Genomic DNA, 25,878 nt, shown 5'->3' with positions numbered 1-25,878 from the left:
CGCCAGCGCGATTCTGGAACAAGAAACCGGAATATTCGAGAGTTTCTCCATGACGAATGCCATCCGCATCAGGCGCTTCGAACCGGCCGACTGCGACAACATACTCCGTCTCATTCTCCCGATTCAGCGCGAGGAATTCGGCATCGAGATCACGGCAGGCGAGCAGCCGGACCTGCTCGGAATCACCTCGTTCTATCAGAGCGGCCGCGGCGGGTTCTGGGTCGCCGAGCACGAGGGCGCCATCATCGGTACGATCGGCCTGAAGGATATCGGCCTGGATGAGGTCGGCAAGCCGCAGGCCGCCTTGCGCAAGATGTTCGTGGCTGCTCCCTATCGCGGCCGGCCTCACGGCGTGGCCTCGCGCCTGCTCGACCATCTGCTGGCCGACGCCCGCGAAAGCGGCGTCGAGGACATCTTCCTGGGAACCACGGCCAAATTCCTGGCCGCCCATCGCTTCTACGAGAAGAACGGCTTTGCCGAGATCGCCCGGCACGATCTGCCCGCCAGCTTCCCGCTCATGGCGGTCGATACGAAATTCTATGTCCGCCGCCTTGCCGGCTGACGAAACGAGATACGAAAGATACGGAAATGGACGACAAGTCGGCAGGCTGGCTCAATGGTTTCCTGGGCGTGGCGATCTTCTCCGGATCGCTGCCGGCGACCCGCGTCGCCGTGCATGATTTGTCGCCGCTCTTCCTGACCACGGCGCGCGCCGCCATCGCCGGCTTGCTCGGCATCGCCCTTCTCGTCGTCCTCAGGCAGAAATGGCCGCGCGCCTCGCAGCTCGGTTCCCTGAGCCTGGTCGCCATCGGCTGCGTGGTCGGCTTTCCCCTGCTGACGGCGCTTGCGCTGCAGAGCATCACCTCCTCGCGCGCCACCGTCTTCATCGGCCTCCTGCCGCTTGCCACCGCCATTTTCGGCGTGCTCAGGGGCGGCGAGCGTCCGCGGCTCGGTTTCTGGGTATTCTCCATTGCCGGCGCGGTCATGGTGGCGGCCTATGCCCTCGGCCAGGGCGCCGCCGGCAATGCCTGGGGCGACGGGCTGATGGTGGCCTCGATCCTGGTGTGCGGTCTGGGCTATGCCGAGGGCGCCCGGCTGTCGCGCGATCTCGGCGGCTGGCAGGTGATCTCCTATGCCCTCATCCTGTCCCTGCCGGTGATGCTGCCGCTGGCGATCTGGTGGCTGCCCGCCGATCTCGGCGCCATCGGCTGGCCGGCTCTTTCGGCCCTCGTCTATGTCTCGCTGTTCTCCATGCTGATCGGCTTCGTCTTCTGGTATCGCGGCCTTGCCCAGGGCGGCATCGCGGCCGTCGGCCAGCTGCAATTGCTGCAGCCTTTCATGTCTCTGGCTCTCGCCGCGCTGCTGCTGCACGAACAGGTCGGCCTGACAGTGTGGGCCGTCGCCGCGGGCGTGGTGATCTGCGTCGCCGGCGCCAAGCGCTACGCCTGACGCGCACGCCATGGCCGATACGATCCCGCCGCTTCCCCTGCGGCGGCATGCCCCCGGCAAGCGTGATGCCGAAAACCGGCGTCCGCTTTTCGGTACTATGCTCCGGGTCCGCTCTCGAGCGGGCTTTTCCTTTCGGACGGTCAGGGCGGGGGCGGAGAGGCGATCATCGGCTGAAACTGCCCTGCCCTTCGGCATTCAGATAGTCGATCACCATCGTCCTCGGGCCACTTCCCTCCCCCGAGAACTTGACCGATGACACCGAGCCTTCCGGCGCATTCTCGCCGCCGGGTCTCAAGGCGAAGACATCGCCATCCCAATGGCTGAGCGGGAATTTCATCAGCCGCGGCCCGAGCAGCACGATCAGATGGTCGCCCTCGACCTGTACGGTGCCGACCTCGAAATAAGGGCTCACATACGCGCCGACATAACTGGCAAGCGGCCTGGCAGGCTTGGCATGGGCAGGCGGCGTCTTGCCGACGAGATCGCCGACCGGCTTGAAGAAGCCCATCATGTGCTGATGCGCGAGGGGATACCAGTCTCGCGTTTCCTCGCCATATTGCACTACGTCCATGAAGCGCGCCGCGATGGCCTCGGCGGCGCCGACCGGCGCGCCGTTGGTCAGGACGACGATGCCGACATCGGCCGAGGGCAGGATCTGGAAAGTGGTGCCCGCCCCGAGCAGGAAGGCGCCCGAATGGCCCATCGAGGTCCGGCCATTGGCATTGACGTTCACGTTGAAGCCATAGCCATAGAAGGCGGTGCGCGCGTCGAGCGCCGCGCCGCGCCCGTTCACCGCCTGGGGCGTCAGCGCAGGAAGCAGCGCCGTGGACGCGGCCATGGTGTCCTTGCCGTGCTTGCCGCCCGCGAGCAGCAATTGCAGCCATTTGGCGAGGTCCACCACATTGGAGGACACACCGCCAGCCGGGGCCTGTTCGTCGGGATTGCGGTCATAGACCGGCTTGAAGGTGCCCCCGACGAAGGCGTGCAGCAAGGCCCGGTTCTGCCGCGCCACGAAGTCCTTGTGCAGATAGCTGGTCGACGCCATGCCCAAAGGCTGGAACAGCAGGCGTGACGCCAGCACCTCCCAGCGCTCGCCCATGGCGGCGGCTACGGCCTCGGCCCCGATCGTGGTGCCGAAATTGGCGTAGTGATAAGAGGTGCGGAAGGCATTGAGCTGCAACAGGCGCAGCCGGGGGATAATGTCCCGGCGTTCGAAACCAAGATCCTCCATGTCGTCGCCGGCCGCCTCCGGCAAGCCCGAGCGATGGGCGAAGAAATCACCGATGGTGGCCTGGGCCGAGACATAATCGTTGCCGAGGATGAAATCCGGCAGATAGCTGCGCACCGGATCATCCCAACGCAGGGGCCGGCCGGCCTTGCCGCCCCTCGTCATGGCGATGGCGGCAATCGTCGCCGAAACGGATTTGGAGATCGAGGCGATCTGGAACACTGTGTTTTCGTCGATGGGGCTGCTGGAATCGCCCTTGACCTTTTGGCCATAGCCCTTGGCGAACACCATCCTGCCGCCATGCACGACCGCCACGGCAACACCCGGCACCTGCGATTTCGTCATGATATCGCGGACGATGTCCGGCAGCCGGCCGACCGCCCTGTCGACACCGCCCTTATAGAGCGGCATGGCATCCTGGGGCGGCGACGGCCCGATTTCCGGCTTGAGCGACTGCGCGACCGCCATGGCCGACAGTGTCATCGCGCCGGCAATGACGCCCGTCGCCAGCGCATGCCGAAGTCGGAAGGCAATTTTACTACCTTGGGGGCACTTCAGCATCGCCGAATTCTTTCGATGATAGGAGAAAGACTCCGGTCACCCTGCCCTTTTCAGTTTATTTTTGCCAGCGTGAAATAGCGCGCCGGTCTGTATTCGATCAGCACAGTACGTTGTATGAAAATTACTACGAGTTCAGGGCGGAGAAGGCGCGATTGCCGCGCCGAACAAGGCATTATGCCGCATGGTGGGCGATGGCCAGCACCATCTCGTCAATGTCGCTGTCATGAATCTCGTGTCCGCCGCCTTCGATCCGGTGCAACCGTGCCTTCGATACCACCGTCGCGAAGGCTTCCCCGTGCGCGATGGGAAACAGCGGATCGGCCGTGCCGTGGATCGCGAGGACCGGCATCGTGAGATCGCAGGCCCGCAGCCTTGCTTGCCCCTCCCCGCTCACCAGCGCGAAATGATTGGTGGCGCTGGCAAAGGACGGTGCCCGGGCCATGTCCTGCGCGATCAGCGCGCTTACGGCCTCGGCATCATGCGGATGCCGGGTGCCGGCGAGCATGGCGGCATCGCGGCGCAGGAAATCGGCGATGGCTCCAAGATCCGACCAGTCGATCCCCTCGGCCGTCGCGGAATGCTCCCGATAGGCTTTGGTCGAGGGCGGCAGGCCCTCGACCGCGAGCGGCGAGGTACTGATCAGCGTGAGCGTAAGCACGCGCCTTTGGTGTCGCAAAGCGACCTCCTGCGCGACGAAGCCACCCATCGACATGCCGACCAGATGGGCCGCCTCCAGGCCATAAGCATCGAGAACCGCCATGACATCGTCGGCCAGATCGCTGGAAGAATAGCCGGGCGCACCTTGCGGATAGTGGGTGGAAAGGCCGGTGTCGCGCTGGTCGTAGCGGATCACATAGTGCTCTCGATCGGCCAGCTCCCTGCAGAACCTCTCCGGCCACCACAGCATCGATGCCATCATCCCCATGATCAGCACGATGGGCGGGTCGGACGGCGCGCCGAAAGCCTCCGTCTGAAGCTTCGCGGCTTTCATGTCGACGCACTTCCCGGTGATGCGGCATGATCCGGTCCGTTGCATGAGCACGCCCCTTCTGATTGCATACTGCAACTGGATCTGACATTGCATATCTGGTTCTGATATGCAATCAGTTTATGGCGGAGGGCCTGGATAGCCGGGCAATTCGGCAGCGGGATGCGACTTCCATAGCCACGACGAAACCCGGTGAGTCCGATGGCGTTGCAATGTGCCGATTTCTACGACGCGGAACTGTCCCGGCATAACCGGCATTTGCAGGCTGCCGCCAGGGTCGGAAGACGCGACCGGGTGCTTGATATCGGTTGCGGTGCGGGCCAGACCACGCGCGATGCCGCCAGCATCGCTGTGGAAGCGGGCGTCGTCGGCGTCGATATTTCTGCCGAAATGCTGGCGATCGCGCGACAGCGCTGCCTGGAGGCAGGTTTGGAAAACGTCGTGTTCGAACAGGGCGACGCGCAGCACCACGACTTTCCGGCCGGCGGCTTCGATTTGTGCATCAGCCGGTTCGGGGTGATGTTCTTTGCGGACCCCGCCGCCGCCTTTGCCAATATCGCGCGGGCCCTGCGCCCGGCGGGGCGTCTGGCCTGGATGGTGTGGCAGAGCCAGGAGCGCAACACCTGGTCCGGCGCCATCAGGCAGGCACTGGCTCCGGGAGGGGTGATTTCCGTTGATGCGGGCAAGCCGTTTTCACTCGGCGACCCTGCCGTGGCCACGGCGCTTCTGAGCACAGCCGGCTTCACCTCGATCGAATTCGCCGAAGTGGACGAGCCGGTCTACTATGGGCCGAATGTCGATGCCGCCTTCGATGCCATCTCGAGCCTCTATCTGGTGAAGGATACGGTCGCGCGCACGGACGAGCCGCCGGATCGGCCCCTGCAGCGGCTGCGCGATCTTTTGGATGCGCATATGACGGCCGACGGCGTGCTTTTCGACTCGCGCGCATGGATCATCAGCGCCGAGAGGGCGAGCGATTAGGCGGTGCAGCGGGCAATTCGCCTGCATCCTGCCGCCCGCTGGGTCTTCGGACCCGATCCCCATTCTTGCTTGCCGTCATAAGGTCCCGGGGGTGTAGAAGGGAAGCAAAGGACCCCGTCACCCGATGATTCCTGACGACTTTCCAATATTGCTGCGCCGCCGCACCGCCACCACCATCGGCGCCGTCATTCTGGGCCTCGTCGCCCTCGCCTTCACCTGGACAGCCGACCAGGCCGCGAAGCTGTTCGAACTGATGGTCGACAAGGCCCCCTATGCGCCACTGGTGGTGACGCCCCTGGGGCTCGCTCTCCTGGCCTGGCTCACACGACGCTTTGCGCCCGCAGCGCGGGGCTCCGGCATTCCTCAGGTGAGTGCCGGCGCCCGCGATCCCCGTCACGCCGTCGCAGCCGGGCTGATCTCCATGAAGGTCGCCGTCTTCAAATTCGCGGCGACGGTCGGCGCCATCCTGGTCGGCGCCTCGGTCGGCCGCGAGGGACCGACCGTGCAGATCAGCGCCGCCCTCATGGCCTTCATGCATCGCCTCTTGAAAATCGATCTCTCGCCCGCCGTGATCATCGCCGGCGGAGCGGCAGGCGTTTCGGCTGCCTTCAACACGCCGCTCGCCGGCATCGCCTTCGCCATCGAGGAACTCGCGGCCTCCTATCACCAGCGCCTCGCCCTGCTGGCGATGGCGGCCGTGATGATCTCGGGCCTCGTCAGCCTGGGTATCGCCGGCGACTACATCTATTTCGGCTCCGTGCACGAAGCGCTGCCGCTCGGCGCCGCCTTGCTCATCGCACCGCTGGCCGGGGTGATCGGCGGCATCACCGGCGGCCTGTTCTCGCGGCTGGTCCTCGCCTTCGGCGCCACAGCCCTCGCCCCGATCGCAGCCCTGCGCCGCCGTCCCATCCGCCTCGCCCTGATCTGCGGCCTTCTCGTTGCGGTCCTCGGCATTCTCAGCCACGGGGCAACCTGGGGCACCGGCTATGAGGTCGCCCGCCGCCTGGTGGAATCCCATGCCGAGCCGCTGTGGTTCGGGCCGGCCAAGTTCCTGTCGAGCCTGATCACCGTGCTATCCGGCGTACCGGGCGGGATTTTCGCGCCCTCGCTCGCCACCGGTGCAGGGGTCGGCAACCTGATCGCCCTTGCCTTTCCCGACCAGCCGCTCGGCGCCATCGTGCTTCTCGGCATGATCGGCTATTTCGTCGGCGTGGTCAGGGCGCCGCTCACCGCCGTGATCATCATTTCCGAAATGTCGGACAGCCGCGCCATGGTGCTGCCCCTGCTGGCGACCGCCATCATCGCCGACGGCGTCTCCGCCCTCATCTGCGGGGAGAAACTCTACCATGCCCTGGCCAAGCCCTTTCTGCCGCCAGGCAAACCAACAGATGCCGACGAAGTTAAGGCCTGATTCAGCTTGTTGGCGAATTGCAATGATCGAAGCCAGATCAATGGCTTTTCTAAATTTCCTTCAACAATTTTTAAGCGAGCGCCCCTAGCCTGCAGCTCACATGGTCATTCGAATTGTGTGAGCGTACCCATGACCGAAACTCTTCGCCCTCGGGTGAAATATGTCATTGGCCCCGACGGCAGCCCCCTGACCGTTGCGGACCTGCCGCCTCCCGGCACCCAGCGCTGGGTGATCCGGCGCAAGGCAGAAGTGGTCGCCGCCGTACGCGGCGGACTTCTGAGCCTCGAGGAGGCCTGCAACCGCTATGTGCTGACCACCGAGGAATTCCTGTCCTGGCAGGCCTCGATCGATCGCCATGGCCTGGCGGGCCTGCGCACCACGCGCATCCAGCATTATCGGCAGTAGACGCGGGGTCAGGCCTTCCGGCCAGCTCTTTCCGCTTGCAGCGGATACGACAGTCCAAGAGCAGATTGCGATGAGCAAAAGCCGCAATCTGCTCTTTTTTGTCGTGCGGCGAGCCACACGCTGCGAACGCTTCGCTGTCGTCTGTCCCATCGCCGGGATTCCGCCGGCTGCACCGACGTCGGGCCTGGAAGAGTTCGAACGCTTACGCCGGAAATGGCCCGGAACTTGCTTGACTGGAGGTCTGTTCACACAATCGCGGCGATTGCATGAAGACCGTCCAGCGGCAGGGACCCAGCGAGAACGCGACGTCGAGCGGGGGCATGGTCGTCGCGCCGCACTGGCTCGCCGCAAAGGCCGGGGCGAAGATCCTCGAGCGGGGAGGCAACGCCATCGAGGCGCTGGTTGCCGCGAGCGCGGCACTCTCGGTCCTCTATCCACATTTTTGTGGTCTCGGCGGAGACGCGGTCTGGCTTGTTGCCGATCGCACGGGTTCTGCCACCGTCTTCCTGGGCATTGGCCAGTCGGCAGGAATCATCCCCGATCTGTCTGTCATCCCGCTTCGCGGGCCGCTTTCGGCCATGACGACGGCATGCCTCGTCGACAGTTGGGGACAAGTCCTCGGTTACTCCCACAGCCAGTGGCAGGGCCGATTGTCCGTCGCTGGCCTGCTCGACGACGCCATCGCGCTGGCCCAAAACGGCTTCGACGTCAGCCCTTCTCAGGAATTCTGGTATCGTTTCCGCGGAAGCGAGGTCACGCAATGGCCTGGCTTCCAAGAGGTCTTCTTCCAGAATGGCATACAGCGCCAGCCGACCTTGGCGAGGTCGCTGCGCGCCCTAGCCGATCACGGCGTGCGCGAGTTTTACGAAGGCGAGCTGGGCGCGCGCATCGCGTCGGGCCTGCGAGCCGCCGGTTCACCCCTGACTGCTGCGGATCTCGCCAGCACCCGCACACTGCGTGAGCAGCCACTGGCGCAGAACTATCGCGACCTGACCCTTCTTGCGCCGCCGCCGCCGACACAAGGCGCGACGACGCTTGCCATCATGGCTATCTTGTCTTCCTTCGAGTTGGCCCGGCTCGACCCAGCCTCGGCCGAATTCTACCACCTCCTCGTGGAAGCCGTGAAACAGGCCTTCCTCGATCGCCCGTCGATCGCCGACCCCGCCTTCACAGACGTGAATGTCGCGCGGTTGCTCGATGCGCGCCGCCTGGCTGCGAAGGCACGCTCGATCAATCTCGACAAGGCGGCGCCTTGGCCGCCTCCCTTCAAGACCGGCGACACGGCCTTCCTGGCGGCGACGGACAGCGCGGGCAGGAGCGCTGCCATGCTGCAGAGCCTCTATTTCGACTGGGGCAGCGGTGTCGTCGCCGGCGACACGGGCATCCTATGGCAGAACCGCGGCGCAGCCTTCAGCCTCGATCCAGCGAGCCCGAACTGCATCAGGGCCGGCAAGCGTCCCTTCTACACGTTGAACCCCGGCATTGCCTTGAAGGATGGGCGTCCCTGCCTGCTTTACGGCACTCAAGGCGCCGACGGACAGCCGCAGACCCTCGCTCTGCTGCTGTCGCTGCTGATCGACCACGGGCTCGATCCGCTTGCCGCCCTATCCCGGCCGCGTTTCCTTCTGGGGCGCACCTTCTCGGACAGTCGCGACAGCCTGAAGATAGAGGCCCATGCCGGAGCCTCGCTCCTTGCCGAGCTTGCGGACAGGGGACATCAGGTGGGCCGGATCGAACCCTTCAGCCAACTCGGCGGACATGCCGGCATCATTCGCCTCCGACCTGACGGGACGATCATCGCTGCGCATGATCCGCGCAGCGATGGCGGGGCGATCGGTCTTTGACGATGGACATTTCCCCAGCCGACCTGCTGATCCGCAATGCCCGCCTGCCGACCAGTGAGGAACCGGTCGACCTGGCGATACGCAGCGGCTCGATCGCCGCGATCGGTCGAGAGCTTCGTGGTGAAGCGGTTGAAATCGTCGATGCCGAAGGTGCGCTGGCTTGCGGCGGCTTCGTCGACAGCCACATCCATCTGGACAAAGCCTGTATCCTCGATCGCTGCCGCATCTGCGAGGGTACCTTGGCGGAGGCGGTGCGCGAGACGGCAAGAGCCAAGGCGTCCTTCACCGAGGCGGATGTCTATGCACGGGCCGCTCGCGTCGTCGAGCAGGCCATCATGCAAGGCACCATGGCGATGCGCAGCTTCGTCGAAGTCGATCCGCGGGCCGGGTTACGCTCCTTCGAAGCCATCAAACGCGTTCGCCGGGATTACGCGTTCGCCATCGACATCGAGATCTGCGCCTTCGTGCAGGAAGGGCTCACCAACGAGCCGGAAACGCTAGGTTTGTTGAAGGAGGCCCTGGCGGACGGAGCGGATCTGGTGGGTGGTGCTCCCTACACCGATCCTGATCCGGCTGGACAAATCAGCCTGATCTTCGACCTCGCGCAAGCGCACGGCGTCGCTGTCGACTTCCACCTCGATTTCGATCTCGCACCCGAAAAGAGCAATTTGCCCGTCGTCCTGAAGGAAACGATGCGGCGCGGCTGGCAGGGACGCGTCTCGCTCGGCCACATGACGAGCCTTTCGGCGCGACCGCCGCACGAGGTTGAAGCGATCGCTGCAGGGCTCCGGGAGGCCGGTATTGCCGTGGTGGCCCTGCCGGCCACCGACCTGTTCCTGAATGGCCGCGAGTATGAGCGACTGGTGCCGCGTGGGGTCGCTCCGGCCCATATTCTGGCTTCGAGGGGTGTGAATGCCTCGATCGCCACCAACAATATTCTCAACCCCTTCACACCATTTGGTGATGCCTCACTCCTTCGCATGGCCAACCTCTATGCCAATGTCATTCAGCTTTCGCGCACCGAGCATCTGCGGCTCGTCTTCGACATGATCGGTCCCCTTGCAGCACGCGGAATGCAGCGCGTATCCGGCCTATCGGTCGGAGCAGCAGCCGACATCGTATTGATCGACTGCGTGACGCCCGAACAGGCGATACGCGAGAACAGCCGCGTGATACGCGGCTGGAAGCGCGGCCGTACGACATTCCGTACGACGAGGCCGGAGATCATTCGTCGAGGATAGTGATGCCGCCGGGCTGCAAAGCAGGAAGCAGTCGAGCTTACCCAGTTCGAGCAAAGCGCGTTTGGACGGAAACGCTTGATTGCTCCAACGCGCTGGTTCGACACGGCTTTGCGATTCCTGGCGATTCCGCCAAATCGCAAAACGTTCTAGCTCCGCAGGTCCTTGCGCAGGATCTTGCCGACATTGGATTTCGGCAGGTCGTCCCTGAATTCCACGAATTTCGGCACCTTGTAGCCGGTCAGATGCTGCTTGGCATAGGCGCGCACGGCCTCCACGGTCAAAGCGGCATCACTCCTGACCACGAAGGCCTTCGGTGCTTCGCCGGCCGCTCCGTCCGGCACGCCGATCACCGCCACTTCCTTGATCCCCGGCATCTTGGCCAGCACGTCCTCGACCTCGTTGGGAAAGACGTTGAAGCCCGAAACCAGGATCATGTCCTTGCGGCGGTCGACGATGCGGAAATAGCCGGCTTCATCCATCACGGCGATGTCGCCGGTGAGGATCCAATCGCCGCGCATCACCTTGGCGGTCTCGTCCGGCCGGCGCCAATAGCCGGCCATCACCTGCGGCCCGCGCACGGCGAGTTCGCCAGGCGTGCCGAGCGGCACCTCGTTGAAATCGTCATCGACGCATTTGACATCGGTGTCGGGCAGGGGAACGCCGACCGCCCCGTTATGTCCCGAACCGAACGGGTTGAAGCAGACGACGGGCGACGTCTCGGTCAGGCCGTAACCCTCGCCGACCGGCACGCCGACGATCTTATGCCAGCGCTCGGCCACCGCCGCCTGCAGGGCGGTGCCGCCGGCGATGCAGATCCTGAGATGCGGTTTGGGCAGGGTGGCGAACCAGGCCTCGTTCATCAGGCCGTTATAGAGCGTGTTGACGCCGGTGATGTAGCTGACCGGATATTTCTCGAAGGCCTTGCGCAGATTGCTCAGCGGCCGGGGGCTGGGAACCATCACCACATGGGCGCCGCACGCCGTGAAGGTCAGGAAATTCACGGTGAAAGCGAAGATGTGATAGAGCGGCAGCGCCGTCATGATCACATCGTCCCGCTTGAAGGCGCTGCCCCCGAAGGCCAGGACCTGCAGGACATTCATGATCAGGTTGCGATGGGTGAGCATGGCGCCCTTGCTCACGCCGGTGGTGCCGCCCGTATATTGCAGGCAGGCGGTCGCGGACGAGTCCATGCTGGCGGTGATGTCGGCAATCTTCAAGCCGCGCGCGAGCTTGGCCTGGCCGAGCGCCAGGGCCTGTGCGAGGCGGATATGCGGGAAAGTCGCGGCCGGAATTTCCTTGCGCACATGTTTTTGCACCAGGCCGATCAATGCGCGCGGCAAGCTCGGGAAGAATTCGGCCGCATTGATCAGAACGACATGCGGCACCTTCACCGTCGCGAGGGCCTTGGCGGTGCGGTCGGCGAACATGTCGATCACCACCAGCACGGAAATGCCGCCGTCGGCGAAGACCGCACCCGCCTCTTCGGCCAGATAGAGCGGGTTCACATTGACCAGCACGCAGCCCGCCTTGAATACGCCGAAAGCGACCACCGGATAGGCCAGTCCGTTCGGCGCCTGGATGGCCACGCGCGATCCCGGCGGCAGTTTCAGCTCGCCATGAAGATAGGCAGCGAACCGGTCCGACAGTCGATCGGCCTCGCCATAGCTGAGCGAACCATGCATTCCGTTGGGCATGACGCAGGTGTAGGCGGTCTTGCGAGGAGCCTCACGCGCACTCTGGACGATCATGTCGCCCAGCAATCTGTAGGGCACCTCTTCGACATGCGGTTTCATGTCTCCGTCATAGGCCGCCAACCATGGCCGTTGCATAGACGAAACCGCCGTCATGATTCCTCCCAACTCGTTTATGGTTGACGACATCATGACGGAATTGTCGCGCCGGGCAAGCTGGCTGGAAAAAGACACACATTAATTCGGCGGAACGACGTAAAATCGGTGGTCAGGTCCGACAGGCGCTCCCAGCGTCGCTCGTTGCCCGCCGCCGCCTTCATATCGGCCGTCATTGCTCATGACCCTCCCCATCGAGGGGAGGGTAGCCGGGTGTCTCAGGCCGTCAGCGAGGGCCTATGGGCGAAGCGCTCTCGAGCGCAGGAAAGGGTTGTCAGCCCATCTTCACCATGACATGGCGCGCCACTGTGTAGTCTTCCAGGGCATACATCGAGAGGTCCTTTCCGTAGCCCGAGGACTTGACGCCGCCATGCGGCATCTCGCTCACCAGCATGAAATGGCAGTTCACCCAGGTGCAGCCATATTGCAGGCGCGAGGCCATCTGCATGCCCCTGGAAATATCGCGCGTCCATACCGAGGACGCCAGACCGTAGTCGGAATCATTGGCCCAGGCCAGCGCTTCCTCGACATCGCCGAAACGCGTCACCGAGACCACCGGTCCGAACACCTCGCGCCGCACGATCTCGTCGCTCTGCAGGGCGCCGGCGACCACGGTAGGCTCGTAGAAGAAGCCCTTGCCCGCCGCCTGATGGCCACCGGTTGCGATCTCGATATGCTTGTGCTCGGTGGCGCGTTCGACGAAGGAGGCGACGCGAGAGCGCTGGCGCGCCGAGATGAGCGGGCCGATGTCGTTCTCGTCGTCATTGGGCTGGTTGTATTTCAGCCCCTTCACGGCACCGGCGAGCTCGGACACCAGATTGTCGTAGATCTTGCTGCCGGCATAGATGCGGCAGGCGGCGGTGCAGTCCTGGCCGGCATTGTAATAGCCGAACAGCTTGACGCCCTCGACCACGGCCTCGAGATCGGCGTCGTCGAACACGATCACAGGCGCCTTGCCACCGAGTTCGAGATGGGTGCGCTTGACCGTCTTGGCGGCCGCCTGCAGCACCTTCTTGCCGGTGGCGATATCGCCGGTCAGCGACACCATCGCGACCTTGGGATGGTGGATCAGCGCATTGCCGACGCTCTCGCCACGCCCCACCACCACATTGACCACGCCCTTGGGAAAGATCTCGGCGATGGTGGTGGCAAGCTTGAGCAGCGTCAGCGGCGTCTGTTCGGACGGCTTGATCACGATGGTGTTGCCGCCCGCCAATGCCGGCGCCAGCTTCCAGGCCGCCATCATCAGGGGATAGTTCCAGGGCGCGATCGAGCCGACCACGCCGATGGGATCGCGCCGGATCATCGACGTGTGGCCGGCCAGATATTCCCCGGCGACCAGCCCATGCATGTTGCGCACGGCGCCGGCGAAGAAGCGGAAGCAGTCGACGATGCCGGGGATTTCGTCCTGCAATACGCGGATGCGCGGCTTGCCGCAATTGAGCGCCTCCAGCGTGGCATAGGCCTCGGCGTCCTTCTCGATTGCGTCGGCGAGCTTGAGCAGCAGGGCCGAGCGCTCGGCCGGCGTGGTGCGGGACCAGCCGGCGAAAGCTGCGGCGGCTGCCTCCACGGCCTCGTCGACCTGCTCGACGGAAGCCTCGGGAAGGTCGATCAGCGTCTCCTCGGTCTTGGGATTGAGCACCTTTTCCGGCGCTTCGGTGCCGGGCACGAATTTCGACCCGATCAGCATTTTGGTATCGAGCATGGCAATCTCCTTGGGCATTCCAGAAGCGTTTTCCAGAAAAGTCGACGGACTTTCCGCTTAAGAAAACGTGTCAAAACAAAGAGTTTGAGCAAGGTGCGATTAAGAGATCGCACCTTGCTCAAGAGGCTTGGTTATTTGCCGGCGCCGGCGACGTTCTCACCTTCACGGGTGAGGTAATAGGCTGCCAGGATCGGCAGGGCGGTGACGAGGATGACGATCACCGCCACCACATTGGTGACGGGGCGCTGGCGCGGCCGGATCAGCTCCGACAGCATCCAGATCGGCAGGGTCTGCTGCTGGCCGGCGGTGAAGGTGGTGACGATCACCTCGTCGAAGGACAGGGCGAAGGCCAGCATGCCGCCCGCCAGCAGCGCCGTGCCGATCGAGGGCAGCACGACATGGCGGAAGGTCTGGAAGCCGTCGGCTCCAAGATCCATCGAGGCCTCCATCAGCGAAGGCGACAGGCGGCGGAAACGCGCCACGGCATTATTATAGACGACCACGATGCAGAAGGTGGCGTGGCCGAGCACGATCGTCCAATAGGAGAAGGGAATGTCGGCCAGGTTGAACGCCGCCCGCAGCGCGATGCCGGTGATGATGCCCGGCAGGGCGATCGGCAGGATCAGCAGCAGCGAGATGGCTTCCCGGCCGAAGAAACGGGTGCGCGACAAGGCCGCCGCCGCCAGCGTGCCGAGAATGATGGCGAGGAAGGTCGAGACCAGCGCGACCTTGACCGAAAGCGCCAGGGCCGCCCAGACATCGGGCCGGTTCCAGGCGACGCCGAACCATTTGAGCGTGTAGCCCGGGGGCGGGAACTCGAAGCTGCGCTCCTCGGTGGTGAAGGCATAGAGGATGATGAACAGAAGCGGCAGGTGCAGGAAGAGCAGGCCTGCGGCGGCCGCGATGCGCAGGGTCAGCGGCGAGCGGTTCTCGGTCATGGTGCCCTCGCCGGCGCGCCATTGGAGTGTCGACCTCCAGGTCGACATACCGGAGAAACGGCGGTTCCAGTCGGTGCGAAGTCGATCTGGAGGTCGACACTCCCTGTCGGATCACAGCGCATCGAAGGCTCCCAATCGTTTGGCGACGGTGAGGAAGATGCCCATGATCAGCACCGGGACCACCGAGAAGGCGGCCGCCAGCGGGATATTTCCGGCGGTGCCCTGCTGGGTGTAGACGACCTGGCCGAGGATCAGCGAGGACGGTCCGACGATCTGCGGCACGATATAGTCGCCGAGGGTGAGCGAGAAGGTGAAGATCGCCCCGGCCACCAAGCCGGGAAAGGCCAGGGGCAGAATGACCTTGCGAAAGGTCTGCCCAGGGCTGGCGCCGAGATCGCCGGAGGCCTCGATCAGCGAGCCGGGCACGCGTTCCAGCGCCGCCTGCACCGGCAGGATCATGAAGGGCGTCCACAGATAGAGGAACACCAGCACCATGCCGGTATAGCTCACCGACAGCGAAGGGCCGCCGAGGATGGGCAGGGCCAGCCAGGCCTCCAGCAGCCAGGCGAGGCCCAGTTTGGCCATGATCCAGCCGATCACGCCTTCCTTGGCCAGCAGCAGCTTCCAGGCATAGACCTTGACCAGATAGCTCGACCACAGCGGCATCATCACCGCAATATAGAACAGCGCCTTGATGCGCCCGCGGGCATAGCGGGCGGCATAATAGGCGATCGGGAAGGCGATGATGGCGGACAGCAGCGTAACCACCGCCGAAAGGCTCACCGTGCGGACGATGATGTCGAGATTGGAGGGCGACAGCAATTCGCCATAGGTCTTGAGCGAGGGCTCGCGCACGATGGTGCCGGAGAACTCGTCGATCGAAAAGAAGCTCTGCGCCAGCAGGGCAAAGAGCGAACCGAGATAGACGATGCCGAGCCAGAGCAGCGGCGGCACCAGCAGGAGCAGGAGATAGAGCCCGCGCCGGGCGACCAGCACGTCCGAGATGCGCCGCAGAAGACCGTCCCGCGGGGCCTGAAGGATAGCGAGGCTCATCACGCGTCCTCCATCAGGTGCAGCGCCCGGCGGGGAAAGCTGACGCGGATGGCCGCGCCCTGTTCGGGCGGCGTGCCGATGGCGGCCGGAATGGCGGCGCTGAGGCGGGCGCCGTCATCGGTGCGCAGTTCCAGGCGGTTGATGGCACCGTGATAGAGCACCTGGGTCACGGTGCCGGGGACCACCACGGCGTCGCCGGCAGCGCCCACCCCCTGCGGCAGCAGGGTGATCTTTTCCGGCCGCAGGCTGGCCGCGCTGCTCACGCCGATCCAGGCCCGCGTCCGGTCCGGTTCGATCACGTTGGAAGACCCGACGAAATCGGCAACGAAACGGGTGCGCGGCCGCTCATAGATGTCCTGCGGACTGCCGACCTGGGCAATGCGCCCTTCGTTGAACACGGCGACGCGATCGGCCATGGATAGGGCTTCGCCCTGGTCGTGTGTGACGAACACGAAACTGAGGCCGAGGGAGCGCTGCAGCAATTTGAGCTCGCCCTGCATCTCCTCGCGCAGCTTGAGGTCGAGGGCGCCGAGCGGCTCGTCGAGCAGGAGCACCTTGGGCCGGACCACCAGGGCGCGGGCCAGCGCCACGCGCTGGCGCTGGCCGCCCGAGAGCTGGCCGGGCCGACGGTCTTCCTTGCCCGCGAGCTTGACCATGGCAAGCGCCTCGCGTCCCTGGCGATAGCGCTCCTGCCTGGCGACGCCGCGGATCATCAGGCCGTAGCAGACATTGTCGAGGATGTTGAAATGCGGGAAGAGGGCATAGTCCTGGAAGACGGTGTTGACCGGGCGCCGATAGGCCGGCATGCCCTCCACCGTCTCCCCGAAGATCTCGATATGACCGCCGGTGGGCTGCTCGAAACCGGCAATCAGGCGCAGGCAGGTGGTCTTGCCCGAGCCGGACGGCCCTAGCATGGCGAAGAATTCACCCGGCGCGATGTCGAGATCGACGCCATCGACCGCCTTCACGCTGCCGAAATGGCGCTGGACGCCGCGGAAGGAGACGGCAGGAGTGGTGCTGGTTACAGCCATGAGGATACCTCGAGGACGTGGGCTGGCTCAGCCGCCTCTGTCGGGACGAAAATTCCATGACCCCGCACCGGCGCGAGCCGACGTCCATGAACGTCAACCCCTCAGCCTTCGGCGCGGCACGAGGAGGGTCGATCTCCCGATCGACCGCCTTGGAAACGAAGTGCCCGCCAAGGATGAGATGCCGATCTGGAGATCGGCACACCATTCCCAGGCCGCGGCAGGCCAGGCAGCCTCGGACGCACAGGCCAGCACGGCCGCATTTGGTGACCGATCAGGGGCGGACATGTGGCCCGCCCCATACGGCATCAGCGCCCGCCGATCACGGCGATATAGTCGGTGACCCAGCGATAATAGGGCACGCAGGCGCTCTGCGTGGTGCATTTGGCCACCGGCGTGCGCCAGAACTTGATCTTGGGGAAATTGTCGAACCCGTTGGTGGCGCAGCCCGTATCAGTCAGCAGCGCATTGCCCTTGCAGGCAGCCGGAACCGAGGGAAGCGAGCCGAACCAGGCGGCGACATCGCCCTGAACCTTGGGCTGGATCGAATGTTCGAGCCACATATAGGCGCAATTGGGGTTGGCGGCATCGGCGGCCAGCATGGTGGTATCGGCCCAGCCCGTCGCCCCTTCCTCCGGTACCGTGGAGGCGATCGGCTTCTTGTCGGCCTTCATCAGATTGACCTGGAAGGGCCAGGACCCGGAAGCGACCACGCCTTCATTCTTGAAGTCGTCGACCTGGATGTTGGCGTCGTGCCAATAACGCTGGATCAGGGCGTGCTGCTGGCGCACCAGCTCGAGCACTGCCTTGTACTGATCCTCGTTGAGCTCATAGGGATCCTTGATGCCGAGCTCGGGCTTTTTGCTCATCAAATAGAGTGCTGCGTCGGCAAGGTAGATGGCGCCGTCATAGGCCTGGATGCGGCCCTTGTTGGGCTTGCCGTCCGGCAGGTTCTGCGGCTCGAACACCACGCTCCAGCTCTTGGGCGCTTCCTTGAACACGTCGCTGTTGTACATCAGCACATTGGGGCCCCACTGATAGGGCACGCCGTAATGCTTGCCGTCGACCGTGTGCCAGGGCGCGTTCTGGAGGCGCTCGTCGACGGTCTTCCAGCTCGGGATGAGCGAGGTATCGATCTCCTGCACGCGCTTGCCGGCGATCAGGCGCAGGGAGGAGTCGCCGGAAGCGGTGACGAGATCATAGCCTCCCTCATTCATCAGCGCGACCATTTCGTCGGACGTGCTGGCGGTCTTCACATTGACCTTGCAGCTTGTCTTCTTCTCGAAATCGGTGACCCAGTCATAGCTCTTGTCGGTGTCGCCCCGCTCGATATAGCCGGGCCAAGCCACGATGTTGAGCTGGCCCTCCCCCTTGCCGATCTCCTTGGCGAGCGCCGGCACGGCCACTGCCGTAATACCCGCCAACGCCACAACCCATCTAAGCCTGGACATGATGCTTTTCCTCTGGTTGCCGTCCGTCCGAATACAGGGCGAATTCTTGATTGCGGCGAGCATGCCTTGGAAAAGCCACAGGCGCCACACCATTCGGGAGATCGATGATATCGGTTTTTCCGATATCATCGACGAGCGATCGCTTCGCTGCATTGGAACGATAGAGCAATGCAAGTTTCGGCGTTTCCGCCCAATCGCAAAGTGCTCTAGCTGCGCCCTCTACCGGTCCGGTAAGTCCGCGCCACGGCGACGAATTGTGCGGCAATGGCGTCGAGCGGCGAGCCGCGCCGCCAGCCGATCACCACTTCCACCGGCGCAAGCGCCTCGGCGAGGTCGCGCGCCTCGATCTTGTCGCCTTCGAGCGACCAGGGGCGATAGGTGAGGTCGGGCAGGATGGCGACGCCAGCCCCGGTCGCCACCAGGCTGCGGGCCGCTTCCACCGAACGGGTGCGGATGGCCACCGGCGGCCGCACGCCGGCCCGCCGCCAAGCATATTCGGCGGCCTCGGCGATCTCGTCGAGCATCAGGAGCACGAAAGGTTCCTCCGCGAGATCCACGATGCCGATGCTCTCGGCCTCGGCCAGGCGATGGCCGATCGGCAGCCAGAGGCGATAGGGCGAGGCCTCCATCGTCTCGACATGCAGCGCCGCCGAACTCTTCTCGGCGCCTGCCACCATCACGGCGACATCGAGCTCGCCCCCCACCAGCAGATGATCGAGGTAATCGCGGCTGTCCTCGATGATGTCGACGGCCACATGCGGAAAGGCGCGGCGGAAGCGGGCCAGCAGATCGGGCAGCACATAGGCGGCGACCAGAGGCGTCACCCCGACGGCAAGCCGCCCCTCGATCGGCGCCGTGTCAGAGCGCAGGGCGCGGCGGGCATCGGCAATTTCCGAAAGGATCTTGCGGGCATGGCGCAGGAACTGGTGGCCCTTCAGCGTGAGCTCGACGCCATGGGCGCGCCGGTCGAACAGGGGAAAGCCGAGATCGCCCTCCAGTTCGCGAATGGCCTCCGTCACCGTCGATTGCGAGATCGAGAGTTCGTGCGAGGCGCGCGACACCGCCCCGTTCTCGGCCACCGCCACGAAATATTGGATTTGCCGGAAGGAGAATGCCATGAGGGCAGTGAGCATAATGCAAGATGGAAATAAAGACGGACGTGACGGACTTGAGCGACATCGTCATCATCGGCGCGGGACCGGCGGGTCTGATCGCCGCCGAAAGACTGGCCGCAGCCGGACACGCCGTCTCGATCTATGAACGCATGCCCTCGCCCGCCCGCAAATTCCTGATGGCCGGGCGCGGGGGGCTCAACCTCAGCCATGGCGAGGCGTTCGAGCGCTTCCTCACGCGCTACGGGCCGGCCGAGGCCTTTCTCGAATCCGCCCTGCGCGCCTTCACGCCCGGCGATCTCGTCGCCTGGGCCGAGGGGCTCGGCGAGAAGACCTTCGTCGGTTCGAGCGGCCGCATCTTTCCCGAGAGCTTCAAGGCTTCGCCTTTGCTGCGCGCCTGGCTGGCGCGTCTCGCCGGCCTCGGCGTGACCCTGCACATCCGTCATTGCTGGACGGGGTGGGACGGCGAAGGCCGTCTCGCCTTCCAAGGCCCGGACGGCGGCCTCGTGCACCGCAAGGCCGCCGCGACCCTGCTTGCGCTTGGGGGCGCCTCCTGGCCGCGCCTGGGAGCGGACGGCGGCTGGGTACCGCTGCTGCGCGGCCGCGGCGTCGCGATCACCGATCTCGCGCCGGCCAATAGCGGTGTCGAGATCGGCTGGAGCCGAGCCTATGCGGAGAAATCGGCTGGCGAACCGCTTAAGCGCATCGCCGTCACCCTTGCCGGCGCCACCCGCCGCGGCGAGGCCGTCGTCACGGAGCGGGGGCTGGAAGGCGGCGTGGTCTATGCCCTCTCTCCTGTCATCCGCAGTTCGATCGCCATGCATGGCCATGCCGAGATCGCCATCGACCTGCGTCCCGACCTCGACGAGGCCGCGCTGGCTCGCCTGCTCGACCGTCCCCAGGCCAGCCAGTCTCTTTCCACCTATCTGCGCAAGGCCGCCAAGCTGGCGCCTGTCGCCATCGGCCTGCTGCGCGAAGCCACGGGCAACGCCCTGCCGCGCGAGGCTGCCGCTCTCGCCAGACTGATCAAGCATGTTCCCCTGAGGGTAACGGCGCAGCGTAGCCTCGAACGCGCCATCTCCACCGCCGGCGGCGTCGCGCTCGAGGAAATCGACAGTCAGTTCATGCTGCGCAAAGCGCCCAGCGTCTTCGTCGCCGGCGAGATGCTGGACTGGGAAGCGCCGACGGGCGGCTATCTGCTGCAGGCCTGCTTCGCCACCGGGGTGGCGGCGGCGAGGGGAATCGAAACCTGGCTGGCCGCGAGGTAGGGTCCCAGCCGCGGCGTTTCCCGGACAAGGCCTGCAAGATTCGCGCTGGAAGCGCTAGGGCTGGGACCGCAACGTCCCGTCCGCTCTTTAAGCCGATCTCAGCAGTGTTTCCCGGTAGAGATCGAGCAAGGGCTGGGCCTTGACGGCGATGCAGACCGCATGATCCGGCCGGCCATCCCAGTCATTGGGCGGAAAGCCGATCCCGGCAGGCCGCTGAATGGTCTGCCCGAAGGCAAGCCCCTCGCATACCACCCGGACCGGGCCGGGGCGGGTCTCGAACAAGTCCGGCGCCACCAGATAGATCGCCGCCGAGGCATCATGCACGGAAATGCCGGCCAGCCCCTTGTTGAGATAGAAATTCTCGTAGAAACGGGTGATGTCCCAGATGAAACGGCCGACCTCGCCGGCCTCCTCGCCGAGCCGGCGCAGATAGTCCTGCGGCATCAGCACTTCGTGGGTGACGTCGAGGCCGATGACGGTGATCGGCCAAGAGGCGGCAAACATCTCATCGGCGGCGTGCGGGTCACCATGGATATTGGCTTCGGCCGCCGGGGTGACATTGCCCAGATGCCCGCGATAGCCGAAGGCGCCGCCCATCACCACCACCTGACGAACCAGGCCGGCGATCTCGGGATCCTCGCGCAGGGCCAGCGCCAGGTTGGTCATGCGCCCCACCGCCAGCAGCGTGATCTCGCCGGGATGCTTGCGCACGGTCTCGATGATGAAGCGATGAGCGGGCGCTGCAATCGCCTGCGCTTTGATATCGGCGGGAATCTCGACCTCGCCCAGGCCGTTGTCGCCATGCACCACGGCGGCATGATGGGCGTCGTCCCCCGTCACCGGCCCCGCCGCCCCACGCGCCACCGGCGCCTCGATGCCGAAGCGCTCCTTGAGATAGAGGGCGTTGCGGGTGGTGATCTCGACCGGCGCATTGCCGTGGCAGGTGGTGATGCCGATCAGCTCGATGTCGGGATGATAGTGCAGGAAGAACAGCGCCATGGCGTCGTCGACGCCGGGATCGGTATCATAAATGACTTTGTGGGTGGGCATCACGGGCAAACCGGGAAAAAGGCGGGAACCTTTGCGTCTGCGCCCGGCGAGCGGGAAAGTCAACGCCGTGGCATCGCCGCGCGAGCGCGCCGCACACCCTGGAATTCCTATAAATTATTGAAATAAAAAGAGATTTTCTTGAACAAATCGGCTCGGTGTGATCCTATGCGTGCCGTTGCCAATGCCGGGACCTTGAACCCCGCGGATTGAAGGACACCATCATGACCCTGCCCAGCCCCGATGCTGCGCGCCCCGTCGGCTATCATATCGACGCTCCGGCCGAGAACCTGCTCTTTTCCGTCTTTCGCTGCTGGATGGCGGGCTATGCCACCGGCGATGCCGCCTGCTGGGACATCGCCTGGGAAGGGCTGGCGCGCGAAATGCCGGAGGAGAACGCCAAGCCGCTCTTCGGCGAGTTCCACCATTTCGTGCGCACGCTCCGGGCGACGGCCGACACTGAGATCGGCTGGCGTCCTGCGGCCTGCCGGGCCCTGTGCCGCGACGAATGCCTGGTGCTCGCCATGGTCGATGCGGCGCAGCGCGACGACAGGGCGCAGCTCCTCCATGCCGCTTCCCACCTGCTGAAGAGCGACGGCCTGCACCGGGCGCTCGACGCCACCACCGCTCTGGCCAAGGCCCTTGCCCGGGTCGGACTGTTCATCGCCCCCGTCAGTCCCTGCGCCCTGGACACCATGACGCGGATGAAGCCGCCCTCGGCCACCGCCCACTGAGGTCGCTAGCGGCGAGACGGCCAATGGTTCGAGGCCGCCGATGCGGAGGGCGCCGAACCGGGACAGCCCACACTCAGGCGCTGCCCGCATCCGGCGCTTCGCTCCTTGCAGACCCGGCGGGCACGGAGCGGTGCTTGGCACGCACCAGGCGCGGCGACGTATCGAAGCGCCTGCGGAAAGTACGGTTGAAATAGGACAGGTCGCCGAAACCGACATCGAAGGCGATCTCGCTGATCGAACGCTTGCGCTCGTCCGGCGACTGCAGACGGCGCATCGCCCTGTCCAGCCGGCGCTGCAGCACGAATTCGGAGAACGTCTCGCCCTCTCCCTCGAACAGCTTCTGGAGATAGCGCGTGCTGATGCCGTGCCGTAAGGCGATCTGGCTGGCATTGAGCCCCTGATCGTCGAGATGGGCCTCGATATCAGACTTGATGGCATTCAGGCGCGTAGCCGCGCGGTCCTGCACGGTATGGGGCGCCTGGGACTCGGCCTCGCCGCACAGGATGTCGACGAGATCGCCCATATAGGCGCAGGCATGCTGCAGCAGCACCGGGCCGCTCATCGGCAACAGCCCTCGCATCAGCGCCGCGCCATAATTGCCGAGCAGCACCAGCGTATCGTTGTTCTGCGCGAAAACCCGCAGACTGGCCGAGCATTCGAGCATGTTTTCGGTGATGCGTTCATTCGCCAGCACCAGGCAATCGACACGGTCGACATGCCGCAGCCACAGACCGGCCGGCGCGCCGCCGGCCAGGAAAATGGCCTCCCTCGCGGAGACGACGGTGCGCTGCCCGTCCCGCTCGATCTCCATCCGGCCATGGGAGGGGCGCAGCAGCACCCCGCCCGCCCCGAGCTCGGCGGCATCCAGGCGGAGTTCGCGATCCTGAAGCGGCGAAAAGCAGGAAATGGGGCCGATATCGGGCTCGAGGCGAAGCACTGCCCGGGCGCCGAGCAAGACCGGATCCGACGGGCCGAGCTTGCGCTGCGCAGCCAAACGTCCGCTGGCCCGTAGTTCGATCAGCGCGAGCTCTTCGCTCGTCAGCCCATGCCCAAGCAGCCAGACAGGCCTGAGCCTTCCTGCATAGGCCTCCTCTGGCGGCAAAGCGACTTCGTCCGCGCCGGCAGTTCGCTTCAGTCCATCAATCAATGCGCCCAAGTCCAAGAAATCAAGTAGCACGACAAGTAAGACCGCTCGTCAATATAGAGCGGGAGAGGCTGGAGATCCAGAAGTATATGCCGTCTTTGTCCAGATTATAACGGTTATAAACTGGGAATATACTGAGAATGTACAACTGGAATTCAGCCGGGATCGCCAAATATAACTTAGTTTCGGATCGAGAGTGGCTGGAGGTCTAAAAATTCATCATGCGCAAGATATCCGTATCGGCGGTCATGTTTCTATCGGTTGTTTCACCTGCACTGGCACAACAGTCGCAGGAACAACAGATTGAGCTCGATCCGGTTACCGTTACCGCCTCCCGCGCCGAAAGATCCGTTTCCGATATTCCGCAATCGGTCCAGGTGATCGACAGGCAGGAAATCGACAAGCAGCTCCAGCAAAGTTCGAGCGCGTCGGCGGCCCTGGCCAAGCTGGTGCCGGGCTTTTCGGTTTCCAACCAGACGGTTTCGGGCGCGTCCGAGAGCTATCGCGGCCGTGACCTGCTCGTGCTGGTCGACGGCGTTCCCCTCGGCACCCCGCTGCGGGATGTTTCGCGCATCCTGTCCCTGATCGACCTCAATTCGATCGAGCGCATCGAGATGGTGGCCGGCGCCTCCAGCCTCTACGGCGCAGGCGCCACCGGCGGCACGGTCAATTTCATCACCAAGAAGGCCGAGCCCGGCAAGCCCCGCATCAGCGTGAACACGGCCTTGCGCGCCTTTACGGCGAACGCCGTGGATTCGGTCGCCCCGGAACTGTCCGCCAGCATCTCCGGCAAGGCCGAGAATGGCCTCGATTATGTCCTGAGCGGCAGCGGCTATCTCGGGCGTCGCACCTATGACGGTTCCGGGTGGGAGTTGCCGTCCGACTCCATGCTGGGTCAAGGCGGCGGCGACCGCTTCGGCCGGGTCAACCTTCTCGCCAAGCTCGGTTATGATTTCGATGCCGCCAAGCGGCTCGAATTTTCGGCAGGCTGGTACTACTTCAACCAGACCCCGCGCTACATGACCGACTATTCCGGTGCCTATGCCCGGCCGGACTATCGCCATCCCTATACCGGGCAGAGCGTTCTCGAAGACACCAAATCCCTGTCGCTACGCTACACCGACAAGGACTTCGCGCTCGGCAGCCTCAACATCGTGGGCTTCTACAACAACATCAAGAAGCGCTTCAATTATTCGACTTTTTCGTTCCCCTATAATTCGCAGGTCTATTACTCGTTCGATCCCGCCAATCCTACCAGCCCGGACAACCAGACGACGCTCTATTCGGATCGCGGCGGCGTCAACCTGACCATCGACACCCCGCTCGACACGATCTGGCAGGGCGCCAAGCTCACCTGGGGCAGCGATCTCATCTTTGAAAAGACTCATCAGACGCTGACCAACGGCCAGGATGTCTTCACGCCGCTGCAGCAGGTCACGTCGGCCGCCTTCGGCCAGTTGCAGGTGCCGCTGACCGATCGCCTCACCGTGCGCGGCGGCGTACGCTTCGAACATTTCGCCCTCGATGTCGACGATTTCACGCGTCCTGCCGCCTATGCCGCCGTCGCCTCCAGCCGCGATCCGCGGGGCTATCAGGACTTCGTACTTCCGGCCCTGCGCGTCACCGGAGGAAAGTTCAGCTACTCGAAGCCGACCTTCAATATCGGCGGCACCTTCAAGCTGACCGACACCAGCGAGATCTTCGGCGGCTTCTCGCAGGGCTTTGCCCTGCCCGATGTCGGTGCCTATACCCGCCGCGCCGGCCTGTCGCTCGCCTATGCATGCCCGGTCGCCCGGCCGAACTGCCTTCCGGCCGGCACGAGCATTTCCTACGCCTCCATCAGCCCCGAGGCCCAGGTCGTCAACAATTACGAACTCGGCATCCGCGGCAGCCATGACCGCTTCAAGGGCAGCCTGACAGGCTTCATCTCCACCTCCAGCAAGGGCGTGACCTTCGACCCCATCACCAATACCATCTCGCAGCAGAAGGAATTCATCTATGGCGGCGAGTTCACCGGCGAATATGCCGCGACTGACCAGCTGACCATCGGCACCGTGCTCGGCTATCGCGAGGGGCGCTACGATTCCAACAAGGACGGCAAGCTCGACAGCTGGCTGCCCAACAACCGCATCGCCACCCCCTTCCGCGGCACGCTCTACGCCAGCTACGTCTTCGACAATGGCGTGTCGGTGCGCGTTGAGGGCGAGGGTTTCTCCGGCCGCGACAAGGCGATCGACCTCAAGGGCACCCGCTACAAGATCAAGCCGGGCGCCACCATGAACGTCGCCCTGTCGGCACCGGTGAAGGGCGGCGAGGCCTATGTGTCCGTCGACAATCTGTTCGACACCCGCTTCCAGAACCCCACCGCCACCTCCGTGCGCAACCTCCCGGTCTATTCCTGGGGCCGCACCGTGACGCTCGGCTATCGCAAGACGTTCTGATC

General features: G+C 64.5%; 22 protein-coding genes. 10 read left to right on the top strand and 12 right to left on the bottom strand.

Annotated elements, in window-relative coordinates:
* Positions 1-49: 49 nt before the first annotated feature.
* Together C5L14_RS20510 and C5L14_RS20505 are read left to right on the top strand one after the other, a co-directional pair.
* Positions 50-562 carry a GNAT family N-acetyltransferase gene (locus C5L14_RS20510; RefSeq protein WP_105863913.1) on the top strand — a complete coding sequence of 171 codons (513 nt, stop codon included), beginning with the start codon at positions 50-52 and terminating at the stop codon, positions 560-562.
* 26 nt (positions 563-588) lie between these two features.
* On the top strand, positions 589-1,449 hold the full coding sequence (locus tag C5L14_RS20505; protein ID WP_105863912.1) for a DMT family transporter: 861 nt from the start codon (positions 589-591) through the stop codon (positions 1,447-1,449).
* A 163-nt stretch (positions 1,450-1,612) separates the two neighbouring features.
* Here the strand turns inward: C5L14_RS20505 and C5L14_RS20500 are convergent, their stop codons facing one another.
* Together C5L14_RS20500 and C5L14_RS20495 are read right to left on the bottom strand one after the other, a co-directional pair.
* Complete coding sequence (locus C5L14_RS20500; protein ID WP_245443452.1) at positions 1,613-3,160, bottom strand: serine hydrolase; 1,548 nt, start codon at positions 3,158-3,160, stop codon at positions 1,613-1,615.
* Between the two features lie 250 nt (positions 3,161-3,410).
* Positions 3,411-4,229, bottom strand: coding sequence for an alpha/beta fold hydrolase (locus C5L14_RS20495; RefSeq protein ID WP_281062579.1), 819 nt, complete (start codon positions 4,227-4,229; stop codon positions 3,411-3,413).
* A 198-nt stretch (positions 4,230-4,427) separates the two neighbouring features.
* Here C5L14_RS20495 and C5L14_RS20490 point away from each other — a divergent pair, with 198 nt between their 5' ends.
* From C5L14_RS20490 to C5L14_RS20470, 5 genes are all read left to right on the top strand, one after another.
* Positions 4,428-5,207, top strand: coding sequence for a class I SAM-dependent methyltransferase (locus C5L14_RS20490; RefSeq protein WP_105863909.1), 780 nt, complete (start codon positions 4,428-4,430; stop codon positions 5,205-5,207).
* 124 nt (positions 5,208-5,331) lie between these two features.
* Positions 5,332-6,618 carry a chloride channel protein gene (locus tag C5L14_RS20485; protein ID WP_105863908.1) on the top strand — a complete coding sequence of 429 codons (1,287 nt, stop codon included), beginning with the start codon at positions 5,332-5,334 and terminating at the stop codon, positions 6,616-6,618.
* A 129-nt stretch (positions 6,619-6,747) separates the two neighbouring features.
* A complete protein-coding gene (locus tag C5L14_RS20480) occupies positions 6,748-7,023 on the top strand; it encodes a DUF1153 domain-containing protein (protein WP_068297942.1) in 276 nt (91 codons plus the stop codon).
* Between the two features lie 266 nt (positions 7,024-7,289).
* Positions 7,290-8,867 (top strand): gamma-glutamyltransferase family protein, encoded by a 1,578-nt coding sequence (locus tag C5L14_RS20475; protein ID WP_245443450.1) that lies wholly within the window; start codon positions 7,290-7,292, stop codon positions 8,865-8,867.
* A gap of 2 nt (positions 8,868-8,869) precedes the next feature.
* Positions 8,870-10,108 (top strand): amidohydrolase family protein, encoded by a 1,239-nt coding sequence (locus C5L14_RS20470; RefSeq protein WP_105863907.1) that lies wholly within the window; start codon positions 8,870-8,872, stop codon positions 10,106-10,108.
* A 146-nt stretch (positions 10,109-10,254) separates the two neighbouring features.
* Here C5L14_RS20470 and C5L14_RS20465 read toward each other — a convergent pair whose 3' ends face one another.
* The 8 genes from C5L14_RS20465 to C5L14_RS20435 all read right to left on the bottom strand — a co-directional run bounded on the left by C5L14_RS20465 (position 10,255) and on the right by C5L14_RS20435 (position 19,248).
* Positions 10,255-11,901, bottom strand: coding sequence for an AMP-binding protein (locus C5L14_RS20465; protein WP_245443448.1), 1,647 nt, complete (start codon positions 11,899-11,901; stop codon positions 10,255-10,257).
* Positions 11,902-11,987: 86 nt separating this feature from the next.
* Positions 11,988-12,131, bottom strand: a complete 144-nt coding sequence (locus tag C5L14_RS30425) for a hypothetical protein (RefSeq protein WP_181161265.1) — start codon at positions 12,129-12,131, stop codon at positions 11,988-11,990.
* A 98-nt stretch (positions 12,132-12,229) separates the two neighbouring features.
* On the bottom strand, positions 12,230-13,660 hold the full coding sequence (locus C5L14_RS20460) for a gamma-aminobutyraldehyde dehydrogenase (RefSeq protein WP_105863960.1): 1,431 nt from the start codon (positions 13,658-13,660) through the stop codon (positions 12,230-12,232).
* Between the two features lie 131 nt (positions 13,661-13,791).
* A complete protein-coding gene (locus C5L14_RS20455) occupies positions 13,792-14,598 on the bottom strand; it encodes an ABC transporter permease (RefSeq protein WP_105863959.1) in 807 nt (268 codons plus the stop codon).
* Between the two features lie 111 nt (positions 14,599-14,709).
* Positions 14,710-15,651 carry an ABC transporter permease gene (locus tag C5L14_RS20450; protein WP_105863905.1) on the bottom strand — a complete coding sequence of 314 codons (942 nt, stop codon included), beginning with the start codon at positions 15,649-15,651 and terminating at the stop codon, positions 14,710-14,712.
* Positions 15,651-16,682: an ABC transporter ATP-binding protein gene (locus tag C5L14_RS20445; protein WP_105863904.1), complete on the bottom strand. Its 1,032-nt coding sequence runs from the start codon at positions 16,680-16,682 to the stop codon at positions 15,651-15,653. Before C5L14_RS20445 ends, C5L14_RS20450 begins: the two co-directional genes overlap by 1 nt.
* A gap of 305 nt (positions 16,683-16,987) precedes the next feature.
* Positions 16,988-18,130 (bottom strand): ABC transporter substrate-binding protein, encoded by a 1,143-nt coding sequence (locus C5L14_RS20440; protein ID WP_105863958.1) that lies wholly within the window; start codon positions 18,128-18,130, stop codon positions 16,988-16,990.
* A gap of 206 nt (positions 18,131-18,336) precedes the next feature.
* A complete protein-coding gene (locus C5L14_RS20435; protein WP_105863957.1) occupies positions 18,337-19,248 on the bottom strand; it encodes a LysR family transcriptional regulator in 912 nt (303 codons plus the stop codon).
* Positions 19,249-19,271: 23 nt separating this feature from the next.
* Here C5L14_RS20435 and C5L14_RS20430 point away from each other — a divergent pair, with 23 nt between their 5' ends.
* Positions 19,272-20,510 carry an NAD(P)/FAD-dependent oxidoreductase gene (locus C5L14_RS20430; protein ID WP_181161264.1) on the top strand — a complete coding sequence of 413 codons (1,239 nt, stop codon included), beginning with the start codon at positions 19,272-19,274 and terminating at the stop codon, positions 20,508-20,510.
* A gap of 87 nt (positions 20,511-20,597) precedes the next feature.
* Here the strand turns inward: C5L14_RS20430 and C5L14_RS20425 are convergent, their stop codons facing one another.
* Positions 20,598-21,560, bottom strand: coding sequence for a nucleoside hydrolase (locus C5L14_RS20425; RefSeq protein ID WP_105863903.1), 963 nt, complete (start codon positions 21,558-21,560; stop codon positions 20,598-20,600).
* A gap of 221 nt (positions 21,561-21,781) precedes the next feature.
* Between C5L14_RS20425 and C5L14_RS20420 the strand changes: the two genes are divergently transcribed.
* On the top strand, positions 21,782-22,291 hold the full coding sequence (locus tag C5L14_RS20420; RefSeq protein ID WP_146126975.1) for a hypothetical protein: 510 nt from the start codon (positions 21,782-21,784) through the stop codon (positions 22,289-22,291).
* Between the two features lie 73 nt (positions 22,292-22,364).
* Here the strand turns inward: C5L14_RS20420 and C5L14_RS20415 are convergent, their stop codons facing one another.
* Positions 22,365-23,447 carry a helix-turn-helix transcriptional regulator gene (locus C5L14_RS20415; protein ID WP_146126974.1) on the bottom strand — a complete coding sequence of 361 codons (1,083 nt, stop codon included), beginning with the start codon at positions 23,445-23,447 and terminating at the stop codon, positions 22,365-22,367.
* Between the two features lie 209 nt (positions 23,448-23,656).
* Between C5L14_RS20415 and C5L14_RS20410 the strand changes: the two genes are divergently transcribed.
* Positions 23,657-25,876, top strand: a complete 2,220-nt coding sequence (locus C5L14_RS20410; RefSeq protein WP_105863900.1) for a TonB-dependent receptor — start codon at positions 23,657-23,659, stop codon at positions 25,874-25,876.
* Positions 25,877-25,878: the final 2 nt, after the last annotated feature.

The sequence above is a fragment of the Labrys okinawensis genome (assembly GCF_002982075.1).
Classification (GTDB): domain Bacteria; phylum Pseudomonadota; class Alphaproteobacteria; order Rhizobiales; family Labraceae; genus Labrys; species Labrys okinawensis_A.
This window is presented reverse-complemented; position numbering and strand designations above follow the sequence as displayed.

What these genes read in the sequence shown, in the direction of transcription:
- C5L14_RS20485 (WP_105863908.1), top strand. Translation starts at nt 5,332, where the DNA reads ATGATTCCTGACGACTTTCCAATATTGCTGCGCCGCCGCACCGCCACC.
- C5L14_RS20420 (WP_146126975.1), top strand. Translation starts at nt 21,782, where the DNA reads ATGACCCTGCCCAGCCCCGATGCTGCGCGCCCCGTCGGCTATCATATC.
- C5L14_RS20510 (WP_105863913.1), top strand. Translation starts at nt 50, where the DNA reads ATGACGAATGCCATCCGCATCAGGCGCTTCGAACCGGCCGACTGCGAC.
- C5L14_RS20425 (WP_105863903.1), bottom strand. Translation starts at nt 21,560, where the DNA reads ATGCCCACCCACAAAGTCATTTATGATACCGATCCCGGCGTCGACGAC.
- C5L14_RS20460 (WP_105863960.1), bottom strand. Translation starts at nt 13,660, where the DNA reads ATGCTCGATACCAAAATGCTGATCGGGTCGAAATTCGTGCCCGGCACC.
- C5L14_RS20410 (WP_105863900.1), top strand. Translation starts at nt 23,657, where the DNA reads ATGCGCAAGATATCCGTATCGGCGGTCATGTTTCTATCGGTTGTTTCA.
- C5L14_RS20455 (WP_105863959.1), bottom strand. Translation starts at nt 14,598, where the DNA reads ATGACCGAGAACCGCTCGCCGCTGACCCTGCGCATCGCGGCCGCCGCA.
- C5L14_RS20435 (WP_105863957.1), bottom strand. Translation starts at nt 19,248, where the DNA reads ATGGCATTCTCCTTCCGGCAAATCCAATATTTCGTGGCGGTGGCCGAG.
- C5L14_RS20480 (WP_068297942.1), top strand. Translation starts at nt 6,748, where the DNA reads ATGACCGAAACTCTTCGCCCTCGGGTGAAATATGTCATTGGCCCCGAC.
- C5L14_RS30425 (WP_181161265.1), bottom strand. Translation starts at nt 12,131, where the DNA reads ATGACGGCCGATATGAAGGCGGCGGCGGGCAACGAGCGACGCTGGGAG.
- C5L14_RS20445 (WP_105863904.1), bottom strand. Translation starts at nt 16,682, where the DNA reads ATGGCTGTAACCAGCACCACTCCTGCCGTCTCCTTCCGCGGCGTCCAG.
- C5L14_RS20505 (WP_105863912.1), top strand. Translation starts at nt 589, where the DNA reads ATGGACGACAAGTCGGCAGGCTGGCTCAATGGTTTCCTGGGCGTGGCG.
- C5L14_RS20500 (WP_245443452.1), bottom strand. Translation starts at nt 3,160, where the DNA reads ATGACACTGTCGGCCATGGCGGTCGCGCAGTCGCTCAAGCCGGAAATC.
- C5L14_RS20430 (WP_181161264.1), top strand. Translation starts at nt 19,272, where the DNA reads ATGGAAATAAAGACGGACGTGACGGACTTGAGCGACATCGTCATCATC.
- C5L14_RS20475 (WP_245443450.1), top strand. Translation starts at nt 7,290, where the DNA reads ATGAAGACCGTCCAGCGGCAGGGACCCAGCGAGAACGCGACGTCGAGC.
- C5L14_RS20440 (WP_105863958.1), bottom strand. Translation starts at nt 18,130, where the DNA reads ATGTCCAGGCTTAGATGGGTTGTGGCGTTGGCGGGTATTACGGCAGTG.
- C5L14_RS20495 (WP_281062579.1), bottom strand. Translation starts at nt 4,229, where the DNA reads ATGAAAGCCGCGAAGCTTCAGACGGAGGCTTTCGGCGCGCCGTCCGAC.
- C5L14_RS20490 (WP_105863909.1), top strand. Translation starts at nt 4,428, where the DNA reads ATGGCGTTGCAATGTGCCGATTTCTACGACGCGGAACTGTCCCGGCAT.
- C5L14_RS20470 (WP_105863907.1), top strand. Translation starts at nt 8,870, where the DNA reads ATGGACATTTCCCCAGCCGACCTGCTGATCCGCAATGCCCGCCTGCCG.
- C5L14_RS20450 (WP_105863905.1), bottom strand. Translation starts at nt 15,651, where the DNA reads ATGAGCCTCGCTATCCTTCAGGCCCCGCGGGACGGTCTTCTGCGGCGC.
- C5L14_RS20465 (WP_245443448.1), bottom strand. Translation starts at nt 11,901, where the DNA reads ATGAAACCGCATGTCGAAGAGGTGCCCTACAGATTGCTGGGCGACATG.